The 12741-nt window shown below is 73.1% G+C and carries 16 protein-coding genes; 7 read left to right on the top strand and 9 right to left on the bottom strand.

Going from position 1 to position 12741, the window contains the following annotated elements; translation table 11 throughout:
• Positions 1-29 precede the first annotated feature (29 nt).
• Both ABZ815_RS12950 and ABZ815_RS12945 read right to left on the bottom strand, forming a co-directional pair.
• The gene (locus ABZ815_RS12950; RefSeq protein ID WP_357697158.1) at positions 30-932 is read right to left on the bottom strand and encodes an aldo/keto reductase; all 903 of its coding nucleotides are present in this window, start codon (positions 930-932) and stop codon (positions 30-32) included.
• 74 nt (positions 933-1006) lie between these two features.
• On the bottom strand, positions 1007-2032 hold the full coding sequence (locus ABZ815_RS12945; protein WP_357697155.1) for a hypothetical protein: 1026 nt from the start codon (positions 2030-2032) through the stop codon (positions 1007-1009).
• Positions 2033-2118: 86 nt separating this feature from the next.
• Here ABZ815_RS12945 and ABZ815_RS12940 point away from each other — a divergent pair, with 86 nt between their 5' ends.
• Positions 2119-2715 carry a TetR/AcrR family transcriptional regulator gene (locus ABZ815_RS12940; RefSeq protein WP_357697152.1) on the top strand — a complete coding sequence of 199 codons (597 nt, stop codon included), beginning with the start codon at positions 2119-2121 and terminating at the stop codon, positions 2713-2715.
• Positions 2716-2722: 7 nt separating this feature from the next.
• Here ABZ815_RS12940 and ABZ815_RS12935 read toward each other — a convergent pair whose 3' ends face one another.
• Complete coding sequence (locus ABZ815_RS12935) at positions 2723-3250, bottom strand: GNAT family N-acetyltransferase (RefSeq protein ID WP_357697236.1); 528 nt, start codon at positions 3248-3250, stop codon at positions 2723-2725.
• Positions 3151-4341, bottom strand: a complete 1191-nt coding sequence (locus tag ABZ815_RS12930) for a hypothetical protein (RefSeq protein ID WP_357697150.1) — start codon at positions 4339-4341, stop codon at positions 3151-3153. The genes ABZ815_RS12935 and ABZ815_RS12930 overlap by 100 nt, the downstream gene beginning before the upstream one ends.
• A 231-nt stretch (positions 4342-4572) precedes the next feature.
• Between ABZ815_RS12930 and ABZ815_RS12925 the strand changes: the two genes are divergently transcribed.
• Together ABZ815_RS12925 and ABZ815_RS12920 are read left to right on the top strand one after the other, a co-directional pair.
• Positions 4573-4902, top strand: coding sequence for a cupin domain-containing protein (locus ABZ815_RS12925; RefSeq protein WP_357697148.1), 330 nt, complete (start codon positions 4573-4575; stop codon positions 4900-4902).
• Positions 4903-5075: 173 nt separating this feature from the next.
• Positions 5076-5552 (top strand): hypothetical protein, encoded by a 477-nt coding sequence (locus tag ABZ815_RS12920; protein WP_357697146.1) that lies wholly within the window; start codon positions 5076-5078, stop codon positions 5550-5552.
• On the opposite strand, the gene ABZ815_RS12915 is transcribed toward ABZ815_RS12920, so the two are convergent.
• A complete protein-coding gene (locus tag ABZ815_RS12915; RefSeq protein WP_357697145.1) occupies positions 5518-7314 on the bottom strand; it encodes a glycoside hydrolase family 15 protein in 1797 nt (598 codons plus the stop codon). The two genes, ABZ815_RS12920 and ABZ815_RS12915, sit on opposite strands and share 35 nt — an antisense overlap.
• Before the next feature lie 18 nt (positions 7315-7332).
• The gene (locus ABZ815_RS12910; protein ID WP_357697143.1) at positions 7333-8430 is read right to left on the bottom strand and encodes an enolase C-terminal domain-like protein; all 1098 of its coding nucleotides are present in this window, start codon (positions 8428-8430) and stop codon (positions 7333-7335) included.
• 99 nt (positions 8431-8529) lie between these two features.
• Between ABZ815_RS12910 and ABZ815_RS12905 the strand changes: the two genes are divergently transcribed.
• Genes ABZ815_RS12905 through ABZ815_RS12895 form a run of 3 tightly spaced genes read left to right on the top strand, consistent with a single transcriptional unit; the run spans position 8530 to position 10103 of the window.
• Complete coding sequence (locus ABZ815_RS12905; protein ID WP_357697141.1) at positions 8530-8745, top strand: hypothetical protein; 216 nt, start codon at positions 8530-8532, stop codon at positions 8743-8745.
• On the top strand, positions 8742-9206 hold the full coding sequence (locus ABZ815_RS12900; protein WP_357697138.1) for a Clp protease N-terminal domain-containing protein: 465 nt from the start codon (positions 8742-8744) through the stop codon (positions 9204-9206). The genes ABZ815_RS12905 and ABZ815_RS12900 overlap by 4 nt, the downstream gene beginning before the upstream one ends.
• A 60-nt stretch (positions 9207-9266) precedes the next feature.
• Entirely contained in the window at positions 9267-10103 is an 837-nt protein-coding gene (locus ABZ815_RS12895) for an SMP-30/gluconolactonase/LRE family protein (RefSeq protein WP_357697136.1), read from the top strand.
• Between the two features lie 31 nt (positions 10104-10134).
• On the opposite strand, the gene ABZ815_RS12890 is transcribed toward ABZ815_RS12895, so the two are convergent.
• Together ABZ815_RS12890 and ABZ815_RS12885 are read right to left on the bottom strand one after the other, a co-directional pair.
• Positions 10135-11136, bottom strand: a complete 1002-nt coding sequence (locus ABZ815_RS12890) for a serine hydrolase domain-containing protein (protein ID WP_357697134.1) — start codon at positions 11134-11136, stop codon at positions 10135-10137.
• A gap of 119 nt (positions 11137-11255) precedes the next feature.
• A complete protein-coding gene (locus ABZ815_RS12885; protein WP_357697133.1) occupies positions 11256-11699 on the bottom strand; it encodes a MarR family transcriptional regulator in 444 nt (147 codons plus the stop codon).
• Between the two features lie 123 nt (positions 11700-11822).
• On the opposite strand from ABZ815_RS12885, the gene ABZ815_RS12880 reads away from it, so the two are divergent.
• The gene (locus ABZ815_RS12880) at positions 11823-11999 is read left to right on the top strand and encodes a hypothetical protein (protein WP_189650423.1); all 177 of its coding nucleotides are present in this window, start codon (positions 11823-11825) and stop codon (positions 11997-11999) included.
• A 225-nt stretch (positions 12000-12224) separates the two neighbouring features.
• On the opposite strand, the gene ABZ815_RS12875 is transcribed toward ABZ815_RS12880, so the two are convergent.
• Positions 12225-12644 carry a MarR family transcriptional regulator gene (locus tag ABZ815_RS12875; protein WP_357697131.1) on the bottom strand — a complete coding sequence of 140 codons (420 nt, stop codon included), beginning with the start codon at positions 12642-12644 and terminating at the stop codon, positions 12225-12227.
• Between the last annotated feature and the right edge of the window lie 97 nt (positions 12645-12741).

Raw genomic sequence — 12741 nt, 5'->3', positions numbered from 1 at the left:
CGGCCGGCTCGTCACCGTCCGAACGCCCCCTACGCCGGGCCGAGGCGGTCGAGTACGGCGGCGTGCACGTCCGGAGGGAGGGGGCCCTTGCGGGCGGCGGTGATGTTGGCCCGCAGGTGTTCCGGGCGGGCCGAGCCGACGATCATCGAGTGCAGGTCCGGATGCCCGAGGATGAACCGGAGCAGGATCTCGGTCACCGGTGCGCCGTCCGCCAGTTCGTCCAGGCGGGCGGCGGCGAGCCGGGCGTGGCGCTCGGCCAACGGCCGGCGCACCGGCTCGGGCACGGCCTCGGGCGGCGGCGCGAGCGAGCGGGCCACCGAGCCGCGGGCCACCGTCCCGGCCCCGGTCGCCGCGGCGGCCCCGACCAGCCGCTCATGGGAACGGTCGAGTGCCGAGTACGGCAGCAGGAACACGTCGAACGCCCCCGTCGCGATGTGGTCGGGAAGGTGGGGCAACTCCCCCGACATGCCGGTGAAGCGGATCTTGCCCTCGTCCTGGAGCGCCCGCATCTCGGCGACGGTGTCCTCGGCCTCCATCACGGCGACGCTCGGGCTGAGGTGCACCATCAGGATGTCGAGACGGTCGGTGCGCATCCGGCGCAGGCTCCGCTCGACCCCCGCGCGGACGTTCGCCCTCGTGTAGACGTGCGCCGGGTCGCCGCCCGGAGGCGGGCAACCGCACTTGCTCGCCAGGACGAACTCGTCGCGGCGATGCGCGATCCAGCGGCCGATGTGCTCCTCGGCGTCGCCGTAGTCGGGCGAGGTGTCGATGAGGTCGACGCCGGAGTCGAGGGCCTCGTTCAGCACGGTACGGGCGGCGTCGTCGGTCACCGGCGGGCCCCAGGCGCCGGGGCCGCGCAGTTCCATGGCTCCGTAGCCGAGGCGGCTCACGCGCAGGCCGGTGCGGCCGAGGATCGTGGTCGGGAGGGTCACGTCGCCGTCCTCAAGATCGATGGGTGGTGCATCTGCCAAGCCTTTCCACGGGGTGATCGAACCGGAAGGTGAGGTCAGTGTTCGCCGTAGTGGCCCGCGACGGCGGCGAAGACGGCCTTGGGGTCCCAGGGCAGGCCAGGGTAGGCGGTCCCGAGGCGGTCCTCGTACACCTTGACGATGCCGTAGGAGGCCAGGTCCAGGTCGTCACGCGGGTCGCCGTCGGGGCGGTGCGGGTGGTCGCGCAGCGCGAAGGTGAACACGAAGGCGCCGTCCACGCCGGCGGCGTCGAAGATCTCCAGGAGCTCGCGCACGTACGCGGCCTGGCCGTCCTCGTCCCGGGCGTGTTCGCCGGTCAGCCGGAGGGGTGCGCGGGTGCCCTTCTCGTACTCGACGATCTCCAGGCCGAGCGCGCCCCGGTCACCCGCGCCCCGGTACGTCGCCGAGCCGAACTCGGTGATCGCGACCGGCCTGCCCTGCGCGACGAGGGTACGCACGCCCTGCTCGAACACGCCGGCGATCTCGGCCGACCGGTAGAGGTCCACGGAGACGAGGTCGAAGGGCGTCCAGTCGACGGCTTCGAGCGGCACGGAGGCGTAGGTCACCCGGCCGCCGAACCGCTCGCGCACCACGGCCACGGCCCGGCCGAGGAAGTCGTTGACCCGCGCGCCGACCCCGCCGACCAGCTCGCGCACCCGTTCCGGACGGCTCAGCAGGGCGACCCGTTCGTCGATGTCGTCGCCGGGCAGGAAGTCCTTGTTCATCAGGCACAGCTCGGCCCCGGTGACGAAGACGACCTCGGCGCCGCGCCGCCTGATCCGTTCCGCACGTTCGGCGCAGTCGGCGAACAGCGCCAGCATCTCCTCCTCGGTCAGCTCCAGCGGGTAGGGCGAGAACCAGACCTCCAGGCCGAGGTCGGCGGCGTGGCCGGCGGCGATCTCCAGACGCTCGGGGTCACCGCCCATGACGCGGACGGCCGTGCAGTGCAGATCGTCCCGGATGATGCGCATCTCGCGCGCCACCACGTCGGGGTCGAACCCGGGGTGGCCGATCGATCCGTTGACGACGAAGCCGGTGTCGTAGCTGATGCCTTTGGCTCGCATGATGGCGTCCTCTCCATTTACGGTACTGAACGTACCTTAACCGACTTGCGGTACGGTCAGTACCCTCAGGCCGAGGAGGGCGGGCGATGACCGAGGCGAGCGGGCGGACGCGGCGGCGCGGCGCCGCGCTGGAGGAGGCGATCCTCGGCGCGGCGGCCGACGAGCTGACCGCGTCCGGGTACGCCGGGCTGACCATGGACAAGGTCGCCGCCCGCGCCGGCACCAACAAGAACGCCATCTACCGCCGCTGGCCCAACCGCCTGGCCCTCGGCGTCGCCGCCTACAAACGGCTGGCCACGACGGTCTCGCCGCCCGACACCGGGGAACTGCGCGGCGACGTCCTGGAGCTGCTGCGCCGGGCCAACCGCTATTGGAGCTCGCCCCTCGGCGCGATCCTGCGCGACCTGATCGCCGCCGCCGGCGGCGCCGCCGAGCTCCTGGCCCAGCTTCAGGAGCAGTCGGACGACGCGGTGGCCGCGCCCTGGCTGGCCGTCCTCGAACGGGCGGTGGCCCGCGGCGAGGCCGCCCCCGAGGCGCTGCGCCCGCGGGTCGCCACGGTGGCCATCGTGCTGCTGCGCAACGAGTTCGTGGTGCGGGGAGCGCCCAGCGCGCCGGACGACGTGCTCGTGGAGATCGTGGACCAGGTCTTCCTGCCGCTGGTCCGGCGGCGTCAGGGCGCGTGAGGAAGGCTCACCAGAGTCGGTCGATCTCTCCCGGGTGGAGGTCGATGCGCGCGTGGTGGAACGACAGCCGGCGCGCCCGCCCCTCGGACGAGAGGAAGTCGCCCATGGTGACCTTGTCGAACCCGGGCTGGTCGCTGGGGAACGGCGCCTGCGGGGTGCCGCCGACCAGGACCGCGCCGGGGATCGCCGACCAGCCGGCGCTCTCGTAGAAGCCCTGGAGCGGGCGGTCGCAGGTGAACAGGGCCAGGTCGAAGCCCGCGTCGGCGATGGCCTCGTGCGCGGCGGTCACCAGGTGGCGGCCGTGTCCCCGGCCGCGGGCCGCCTTCCTGGTCACCACGGTGCTCAGACCGGCGGCGCGGAACCGGTGGCCGGCGTGGGTGAGGGGTTTGGACAGGATGTCCAGGGCGGCCACGACCGTGTCCCCGTCGAGAAGGATCATGGACCGGGGGGCGAGGGCCGGGTCGTGGGAGGGGCCCCCGCCGTCGGGCGCGGGGAAGGAGTGGCCGGGCCAGGCCTCCCGTTGCAGGTCGCGCACCTGGGCCAGCAGCTCCAGGGGGATGTCCGGCTCGGGGAACGACCTGATGAGCATGGCTCCCGAGTGTGCCCGGCGACGGACGCGCGAGGCAAACCGATTCCCGGAGGACGGCGGTGGTCAGGGGTTGGGTGGGGGGCGGCAGGAGGCTTGCCGGGGGTGTCCGCCAGGACGGAGGTCAGGATCGCCAGGATGCGTTCGGCGTCGGTGAGCAGGCTGCCGCTCAGGGCCCAGCCCGCCGGATGGACGACCTCGCCCTTCTGGATCTCCGTCGTCATCTGCTCGTGGATGCGGCCCGCCTGCGCCTCCGCCCGGCCGAGCAGGGTGCGCGCCCTGGACGGGTCCGGGTCCCGGCGTACGGTGGCGGTCAGGGCGTCGCCCAGCAGATCGAGCAGGTCGGCGTAGTCGCGGGCGTAGTCGGGGCTGACGTCGGTCGAGGGCCCGTCGTGGTGTTCGAGGTGGGACAGCGCGTGCACGATCGTGTGCGCGTGCGCGGCCAGCGTGGTCAACCGGCGCAGGACCTGGTCGTGGTCCTGCGCGGCGGCGGCCGGATGAAGGCTGTGGCGCAGGTTGTAGCGGCGGCTCTCGGCGCCGTCGGCCACGGCGGCGGCCGCGTCGGCCAGGCGCTCGTCCAGCCGGACGGCCTGGCGTTCCCAGTCGGGCAGCGCCGAGAGGTTCCACTCGTCCCGTAACCCCTCGGCGACGGAGGTCAGCAGGGCGGCCGTCTCGCGGGCCAGGCGGCGGACGGCGGCGCCGGGCCGGTCGCGGTACAGCGGCGGCCACAACACACTGTTGACCAACGCCCCGCTCAGCGCCCCGATGGCCGTGGCCAGCACGTACGCCAGCAGGTAGCGCTCCTGGGAGGCGGCGGCCAGGGCGGGCGGCACGACCAGGACCAGGCTGAGCACGCCCAGGCCGAGCAGGTGCCCGATGCCGCCGACCAGGATGACCCCGGCGCCGACCGCGGCCACGCGGCGCAGGCCGTTGGTGAGGGTGCGGTACACGGTGGCGTGGACCATGATCACCGCGGTGGCCGGGGCGATCCAGGTGGCGCCGAGCGCCAGCAGCCTGCTGGCCGTCAGCCAGGCCAGCACCGCCGCCAGCGTCGCCTTGGCGATCTGGAGCGCCTGCAGCCGCTGGTACGACCCGGCTTGGCCAGCCCGGCGGCCTGCCCCCGGACGTACGACACCTCACGCCTGACAGCCGCGGACATCCGGTCACCCCAGCCACGCCACATGACGTGACATTTACTCACATTTAGGACGAGCCGCAAGCACTCCCCCGCGCGAGTCCGAGCACGCGGCGACATGAGAGGATCACGGGCCATGGAGATCATCGACAGCGGCCGGTTCGAGCCCGCCCCGGACGGTTCCGCCCACTTCGCCGAACACCTGAGCGTGCCCGCGCTCAGCTTCGGCACCTACTCCATCCCGGCCGGCGCGACCGACGGCCAGTCGCCGCACGCCGAGGACGAGATCTATGTCGTCACCGGCGGGCGCGCCTCCTTCACCTCGGGCGGCGTCACGGTCGAGGTCGGCCCCGGCACCACGCTGTTCGTCCCGGCCCGCGAGGAGCACCGCTTCCACGACGTCACCGAGGACCTGGTGACGCTGGTGTTCTTCGGCCCCGCCTACAGCGGCGTCCCGGAGGCCTAGCCCCCGCGGGCGACGGCCGGAGAGGACGGTCCGTCCCCGGAGGCGCGAACTCGTGGGCCGCGACCGCGCCACGCGGGCGGAAGGCTGACGAGACTGGAGAACGGGAGCGGCGCGAGCGGCCGTCCCTGTGCGTGTAACCGTTGCCGCCCGGCCCTGACGAGATGAGAGCCCTCATGACTGTCACCCCCGCCCAGCTGCGCGACCTCGCGCGCCGCGCCCAGGACCTCGCCGCCGAGGTCCGCTCCCTGTGTGACGCCGAGCCCGCCGGATCTCCCGAGGGGGACCAGCTCAGGGCGGCGCGGCACGCCGCCGACTGGCTGGACCGGGGCGGGGAGGACCTGCAACGGTCGGCGGGCGACCTGGCCAGGCTCCGTGCCCAGCGCGAGCAGGTCTGCGGCATGCCGTGGGGCGTCTGCCCCGAACACGGCAACACCCTGTCCTACCGGGCGAACATCACCGAGTGCCGCGTCTGCCACCGCACCTGGCCGCAGGACCGGCTCGGCAGGCCCTGCCAGGAGCTGGTCCGGTGGAAGGTGACCGACCAGGCCGGGACGGTGACCAGGATGTGCGACGGGCACGTGCTCGGCGCCCGCGCCGTCCTTCAGGGCGCCACGTTCACCCGGCTTGATGCCGAGGGCGCCCAGGCCTGAACCGGCCCGACAGCACCGTCGCGGTGTTGATCACCGACACGTGGCTGAAGGCCTGCGGGAAGTTGCCGACCTGCCGGTCGTTGACGGTGTCGTACTCCTCCGACAGCAGGCCGACGTCGTTGCGCAGGCTGAGCAGCCGTTCGAACAGCTCGACGGCGCGGCGCCGGCGGCCGGTCGCGGCCAGGGCGTCGGCCAGCCAGAACGAGCAGGCCAGGAAGGTGCCCTCGCCGCCGGGCAGGCCGTCGACGTCCCCGGCCGCGGACCGGTAGCGCAGGACCAGCCCGTCGTGCACGAGGTCTCGGGCGACCGCGTCCACGGTGCCGACGACGCGCGGGTCGTCCGGAGGCAGGAAGCCGAGGCGCGGGATGAGGAGCAGGGCGGCGTCCAGGGCGGTCGAGCCGTAGTACTGGGTGAAGGTGTTGCGTTCGGCGTCGTAGCCGTGGGCGCAGACGTCGTGGTGGATGCGTTCACGCAGGTCGCGCCAGCGCCCGGCGGGGCCGTCGCGGCCGAACGCCTCGACGGCCTGGATCATGCGGTCGGCCGCGACCCAGGCCAGCACCTTGGAGTGCACGAACTGGCGGCGCGGCCCCCGGGTCTCCCACAGCCCGTTGTCGGGCTGGTCCCAGATGCCTTCGAGGTAGTTCATCAGGGTGGTCTGGAGGTCCCAGGCCTCGTCGTCGATCGCCAGGCCGGACCGGCGGGCCAGGTGCAGGCAGTCGAGGGTCTCGCCGTAGACGTCGAGCTGGAGCTGGCCCGAGGCGGCGTTGCCGACGCGGACGGGCTCGGACCCCTCGTAGCCCGACAGCCAGTCCGCGGTCCACTCGGGGATGCGCCTGCCGCCCTCGACGGTGTACATGATCTGCAGGTCGGCGGGGTGCCCGGCCACGGCCCGCAGCAGCCATTCGCGCCAGGCGCGCGCCTCGGCGTCGTAGCCCGCGGTCATCATGGCCTGGAGGGTGAAGCTGGCGTCGCGCAACCAGCAGTAGCGGTAGTCCCAGTTGCGCGGGCCGCCCAATTGCTCGGGCAGCGAGGTGGTGGCGGCGGCGACGAGCCCGCCGGTGGGGGCGTAGGTGAGGGCCTTGAGGGTGAGCAGGCTCGTGCGGACGGCCTCGTCGTAGTCGCCGCGGTAGCCGCAGCGGCGGGCCCACTCACGCCACAGCCGCTCGGTGTCGGCCAGGGCCTCGGGCGGGTCGACCGGCTCGGGGCGCGGCAGCCACGACTGCTGCCAGGTCAGCGCGAACGGCACCCGCTGCCCCTCCCCGACCGTGAACGAAGCGGTGGTGCGGTGCTGGTCGTCGTCCGGGCACAGCTCGACGGGGGTGCGCAGCCAGGTGGCGTCGCCGCCGGCGACCGCGGCCAGGACGCCGGGCTCGTACCGCAGCCAGGGGATGTCGTTGCCGTAGTCGAAGCGCAGCACCAGTTCCATGGTCATCTCGACGCTGCCGCGCACGCCCTCGACGATCCGCACGACGTCGGGGGCCTCGCCCCGGGGCGGCATGAAGTCCACCACCCGGACGCTGCCGTCGGGGCCGTCCCAGGTGGTCTCCAGGATGAGGGTGCCCTGGCGGTAGCCGCGCGAGGTGGCCGGGCCGCCGCCGGCGGGGGCCAGCAGCCAGCGTCCGGCGCGCGGGCCGTCGAGCAGCGCGGCGAAGCAGGCGGGCGAGTCGAAGCGGGGCAGGCACAGCCAGTCGATCGAGCCGTCGCGGCCGACGAGCGCGGCGGTGTGCATGTCGCCGATCAGGGCGTAGTCCTCGATCCGCATCGGCGCCCGCTCCTTCCGTCAGGCCACGCGGTGGGGTTCGGCGGCGGCGGCGCGCAGTTCGAGGCCGTGGCCGGGGGCGTCGGGCCGGGGACGGGCGAGGCCGCCGGAGGGGTCGGCGGCGCCGTCGAACAGCTCGGACTCGATGCGCTGGTGGTCGTGGAACCATTCGACGTGGCGCAGGTTGGCGGTGCTGGCGGCGGCCGGGAGGTGCAGGTTGGGCGCGCAGTGGGCGGACACCTGGAGGTTGTGGCCGGCGGCGATCGCGGCGGCGGCGAACCAGCCGGTGTAGCCGCCGCAGCGGGTGGCGTCGATCTGCAGGCAGTCGACGGCCTGGGCCTGGCACATGCGGGTGAAGTAGGCGGGGTCGCAGCCGTACTCGCCGGCGGTGACGTCGGGGGCGGCCCGCTCGCGTACGAGGCGCAGGCCCGGCAGGTCGTCGGAGGAGACGGGTTCCTCGAACCAGGTCACGTCGTGCTCGCGCATGCGTCCGGCCAGGCGGATCGCCTGTTTGGCGGTGTAGCCGCCGTTGGCGTCGACGTACAGCTCGGCCCGGTCGCCGATGACGCGGCGGGCCAGGGCCACGCGGTGCAGGTCGCGGTCGGGGCGGGTGCCGGACGACTCGCCGATCTTGATCTTGACGCGGCCGATGCCCTGCTCGTGGACCCAGTGCGCGAGCTGGGCCGTGGTGGCCTCGTCGTCGTAGGTGGTGAAGCCGCCCGAGCCGTACAGGGGGACCTCGGGCCCGGCGGCGCCGAACAGGCGGGTCAGCGGCAGGCCGAGCAGCCGCGCCTTGAGGTCCCACAGCGCCACGTCGGCGGCCGAGACGGCGTAGCCGGCGACGCCGGGACGGCCCGCGTTGCGCACCTGCCGGACCATCTCGCCGTGCAGGGCGGGGATGTCGGCGGCGTCCGCGCCGGTCAGGACGCCGGCCAGGATCTCGGTGACGACCGCGACCGCGGCGGCGGGGGCGTACGTCCAGCCGGTGCCGGTGACGCCCGCCGCCGTCAGGGTGACGACGACCATGGTGGTGGACCGCCAGGCCAGCGTCCCGTCGGCCTCGGGCCGGTCGGTGGGGACGCGGTAGGCGGCGGCCCCCACGTTCTCGATCGTGCTCATGACACCCCTGGCCCTACCCGGTGGATCCCGCATGACGCCTCGCCCCCTTTAGGCAACCTGGATTGCCTGATCCCGCGACGGACGCCTAGGGTGGCTGGAATGTCAGTCAAGGAGCCCGCGGACGCGCTCGCGGCCGTGGTCGCGCTGCGCCGCCTGGCCGACCAGCTGGAGGACGCCGCCGTCGAGCAGGCGATGCGGGCGGGCTGGAGCTGGCCGCAGGTGGCCGAGGCGCTGGGCATCACCCGCCAGGCGGTCCACAAGAAGCACGCCAAGCGGCTCATCGCGGCCGGGGTCGAGCTGAGGAGGCGGGCGTGAGCGGCGCGTTCGACACCTACCTGCACGAGGTGCTGATCCGGGGGCAGGCCGAGGCGCGGGCGGAGAGCTCGGCCACGATCGAGGCCCACCACCTGCTGCTGGCCATGGCGGCGCCGGAGGACACCGGGGCGCGGACGATCCTGGCCGCCGCCGGGCTCGACCAGGCGGGGGTGCGGGCGGCGCTGCGCCGGGAGTTCGAGCACAGCCTCGCGGCGGCGGGGGTGTCGGCGGCCGCCTTCGACCTGCGTTCGACGCCCGATCCCGAACGCCGTCCGCAGATGGGGGCGTCGGTCAAGCTGGCGCTTGAGCGGCTGGCCTCCACGCATCGCAAGAAGGACCTGCGGCCGATTCACGTACTGCTCGGCGTCCTTCAGGCCGAGGTGGGCACGGTGCCGCGGGCGCTGGCCCTGGCGGGCGTCGACCGCGCCGCGCTGGCCGAGCGCGCCCGCGAACTTCTGTGACCCGGTGATGTCGATCCGGCCCCCCGCCGTTCGTGTAGGGGGCAAAGGAGGCATGACGACATGATCGAGACGAAGACACTGGTGACCGGACTGTGCGTGGCCGAGTCGCCGCGCTGGCACGAGGGCAGGCTGTGGTTCTCCCACTGGGGGGAGCAGGAGATCCTCGCCGTCACCCCGGACGGCGACCGCGAGGTGATCGCCCGCGGCCCGAAACCTGCCGGTTTCTGCCTCGCCTGGCTGCCCGACGGCCGCCTGCTGGTGACCGGCGAGCGCGAGCTGCTGCGCCTGGACCCCGACGGGACGACGGCCGTCCACGCCGACCTGGGCAAGCTGCCGGCCGGGCCGAACGAGGTCGTCGTGGACGGCCGCGGCCGCGTCTACGTGAACTGCGTCGGCTTCGCCTTCGGCCGGGAGGACTTCGCGCCCGGCGTGATCGCCCTGGTCGGCCCGGACGGCGAGACCCGGGTGGTCGCCGAGGACCTGCACTTCCCCAACGGGATGGCGGTGACCCCGGACGGTTCCACGCTGGTCGTCGCCGAGTCCTGGACGCGGCGGCTGACGGCGTTCGACATCGGCGCGGACGGCGGCCTGTCCGGCCGCCGGGTGTGGGCCCCCGTCGGCGGCGACGGCATCTGCGTGGACGCCGAGGGCGCGATCTGGACCCAGGTGGACGACGAGGACGGGGCCGCCTGCGTACGGGTGCGCGAGGGCGGCGAGGTGACCGACCGGATCGACCTCGACCGGGCCTGCTTCGCCGGCGCCCTCGGCGGCCCGGACGGCCGGACGCTGTTCATGACGGTCGCGGTGTTCCCGGGCGTCGAGCGGATGGCGGAGATGTTCGCCGGCCGCACAGGCGAGGTCCGGACCGCCTCGGTGACCGTCCCGGGGCTCGTCTGAGCCGGTTCCCCGGCGGGGCCGCGCCGGCCGGTCAATGGAACTCGGCCTGGAACAGGTCGGCGCAGGTCCCCAGGAAGTCGCCCCAGTCGCCGTTCACGTTGGCGGTCAGCGTGTGCGTGCCCCGGCGGTCGCCCATCGCGTACGTCATCGACCCCTGGATGAACCCGCCGCCGCCCCAGAGCGTGACCCCGGACGGAAAGCGCTGGGAGTAGACGCCGAGCCCGTAGCGCGCGTCGGGCACCCAGCCGGCGCCTTCGGTGGACACGGTGGTGAACATCTCCTCCTGCTGCGCCGGCGGGAGGAGGTGCCCGCCCAGCAGGGCGGCCAGGAAGCGGTGCAGGTCGGCCGTGGTCGAGACCATGCCGCCGGCGGCCCAGGCCCAGGACAGGTCGGCGTCGGTCACGTCGTGGCGGCCGACGTCCTGGCCCGTCTCGTCCTGGCCGGAGTAGTGGCGGGCGTGCGGGTCGCGCAGCCCCTCGCCGGCTCCGGGCAGGTACGTCCCGGTCAGCCCCAGCGGGCCGGCGACGCGGCGGTCGATCTCCGCGGCGAGCGTCGAACCGGACACCGCCTCGACGATCATCCCGGCGAGGTTGTAGTTGACCTTGGAGTAGACGAACCGCCCGCCGGGCTCCTCCGCGGGCGGGGTCTCCTGGCCGGGGATCGCGTCCGGCAGGCCGCTGGTGTGGTTGAGCAGCAGCCGCGGGGTGATGCGGCCGGCGTCGGCGTCGGGGAAGTACTGCTCGACGACGCCGGGCAGCCAGGTGGTCACCGGGGCGTCCAGGTCCAGTTCGCCGTCGGCCGCCAGGCCGAGCACGACCGTCCCGACGAACGCCTTGGTGAAGCTGCCGATGCGGAAGTGCTCCCCGGGCCTGCGGGGGCGGCCGGTCTCCAGGTCGGCCACGCCCGCGGCGCCCGACCACGGCGGCTCGTGGCCGTTCCGGACCTCGACCACGAGGCCGGGGCCGCGGTCGTCGGCCACCAGCCGGTCGATCACCCGCCGCAGCCTCGGACGATCGGCGTGAACCATGGACATGTTGCCTCCAGCGACAGGAAGGGGATCGACGAACGCGAGCAACCGTAGTTGACTATTCGGCAGACAGTCAACCACGGTTGCTTATCGCGGGCGCGGAAGGCCCTGGAGGCCGCAGAGGGTCAGGCGTCGCGGCGGGCGGAGGCGATCAGCCGCATCAGTGCGGCGTGCAGGTCCTGGAGCTCGTCGAGGTCCATGCCGAGCCGGGCGACGATGGCCGGCGGGATCTTCTCCGCCTCGGCCCTGAGCTGCCGGCCGGCAGGCGTCAGGGTGACGGCCAGGGCGCGCTCGTCCTTGCTGTTGCGCTCGCGGTGGACGTAGCCCAGCGCCTCCAGCCGCTTGAGCAGCGGGGACAGCGTGCCGGGGTCGAGCTGCAGCAGCTCGCCCAACTCCTTGACCGACAGCGGCTCGTGCTGCCAGAGCGCCAGCATCACCAGGTACTGCGGATGGGTGAGCCCGAAGGGCTGCAGGAGCGGCCGGTAGAGTCCGATCACGCTGCGCGAGGCGATGCTGAGCGCGAAGCACACCTGCCGGTCGAGCGCCAGCAGGTCTGTCGCCTCTGTCACAGGCTCCATGCGTGTCCGCCTCCGATGCCGTCTGGTAACTTACTTTGTGTACAAACTAATAGCCTGCAAATCGATGCCACACAAATCGTACCCGTGGCCGGGCCGCCGAAAGAGGGACGCCTCATGTTTCACCGCAAGCCCCTGGAGGAGCGCATCGCCGAGCGCCAGGCCAAGCTGCCTCCGTTGAAGGAGGGCAAGCACTTCGAGCACGGCCCGGCCAAGTTCGTGTTCGTCACGCTGCTCGTCGTGGTGGTGGTCACGCACCTCGTCGGCCTGGCCATCGTCATGCACTTCGCCTGATCTGCCGGGAACATCCCGGAAGCGGGTGCCGTTACATCCATCGTGGCCGGTGTGCCCAGTGTCCCCGGGCCTCACCTATCGCCTTCGCGGACTACCGTTCGGCTGGAGCCGCGTTGTGCCCTTCGCCGAGAGGCGACACGCACACCGGTACGCACGCGTTGAGGGCCCCCCGCCCGTCCCGGCGGGGGGCCCTCGCGCGTCCCGGGCCCCGGCGGGGCGACCGGGTCAGGAACGGGGCCAGGGGCGGCCGGCCAGGCGTTCGATGTCGGTGTTGAAGCGCCGGAGGTAGTCGGCGAAGGCGGTGACGTCCTCCGGCGACCAGTCGGCCATCACCTTCTCCAGCCCGCGCACGTTCTTCGCCCGCTCCTCGACAAGGCTCCGCTCGCCCTCCGGCGTGAGCCGGAACTTGCGGGCGATGCCGCCCTCGGGGTCGGGGATGCGTTCGACCAGGCCGGCGCGCAGGAGGGCGGAGGTGTGCCGGTTGAGAGTGGAGGCGTCCAGTCCGAAGGCCTCGCTGAGCTGCCCGATGGACATCGGGCCCGAGCTGTGCAGCCGCCTGAGCAGGAGGTGGGCACTGCGGTCGTAGTGCCGGTGCCGGCCGAGCAGCATCGTCTCGAACTCGATGAGATGTGTGGGCTTTTCCATCCCAATCCCCCCTTTCGCGAGGTATGTGCACCTTACATGAATTGTGTACGTAACACATGATGTGTAGCGTGCACATCCTTCGACGACGGGAGAACAA

The organism is Nonomuraea sp. NPDC047529 (assembly GCF_040642995.1).
Lineage (GTDB): Bacteria > Actinomycetota > Actinomycetes > Streptosporangiales > Streptosporangiaceae > Nonomuraea.
The sequence above is the reverse complement of the archived record's forward strand: the minus strand, read 5'-3'. Positions and strand labels throughout refer to the sequence as shown.

What these genes read in the sequence shown, in the direction of transcription:
- ABZ815_RS12945 (WP_357697155.1), bottom strand. Translation starts at nt 2,032, where the DNA reads ATGCGAGCCAAAGGCATCAGCTACGACACCGGCTTCGTCGTCAACGGA.
- ABZ815_RS12940 (WP_357697152.1), top strand. Translation starts at nt 2,119, where the DNA reads ATGACCGAGGCGAGCGGGCGGACGCGGCGGCGCGGCGCCGCGCTGGAG.
- ABZ815_RS12925 (WP_357697148.1), top strand. Translation starts at nt 4,573, where the DNA reads ATGGAGATCATCGACAGCGGCCGGTTCGAGCCCGCCCCGGACGGTTCC.
- ABZ815_RS12920 (WP_357697146.1), top strand. Translation starts at nt 5,076, where the DNA reads ATGACTGTCACCCCCGCCCAGCTGCGCGACCTCGCGCGCCGCGCCCAG.
- ABZ815_RS12915 (WP_357697145.1), bottom strand. Translation starts at nt 7,314, where the DNA reads ATGCGGATCGAGGACTACGCCCTGATCGGCGACATGCACACCGCCGCG.
- ABZ815_RS12910 (WP_357697143.1), bottom strand. Translation starts at nt 8,430, where the DNA reads ATGAGCACGATCGAGAACGTGGGGGCCGCCGCCTACCGCGTCCCCACC.
- ABZ815_RS12905 (WP_357697141.1), top strand. Translation starts at nt 8,530, where the DNA reads ATGTCAGTCAAGGAGCCCGCGGACGCGCTCGCGGCCGTGGTCGCGCTG.
- ABZ815_RS12895 (WP_357697136.1), top strand. Translation starts at nt 9,267, where the DNA reads ATGATCGAGACGAAGACACTGGTGACCGGACTGTGCGTGGCCGAGTCG.
- ABZ815_RS12890 (WP_357697134.1), bottom strand. Translation starts at nt 11,136, where the DNA reads ATGTCCATGGTTCACGCCGATCGTCCGAGGCTGCGGCGGGTGATCGAC.
- ABZ815_RS12880 (WP_189650423.1), top strand. Translation starts at nt 11,823, where the DNA reads ATGTTTCACCGCAAGCCCCTGGAGGAGCGCATCGCCGAGCGCCAGGCC.
- ABZ815_RS12875 (WP_357697131.1), bottom strand. Translation starts at nt 12,644, where the DNA reads ATGGAAAAGCCCACACATCTCATCGAGTTCGAGACGATGCTGCTCGGC.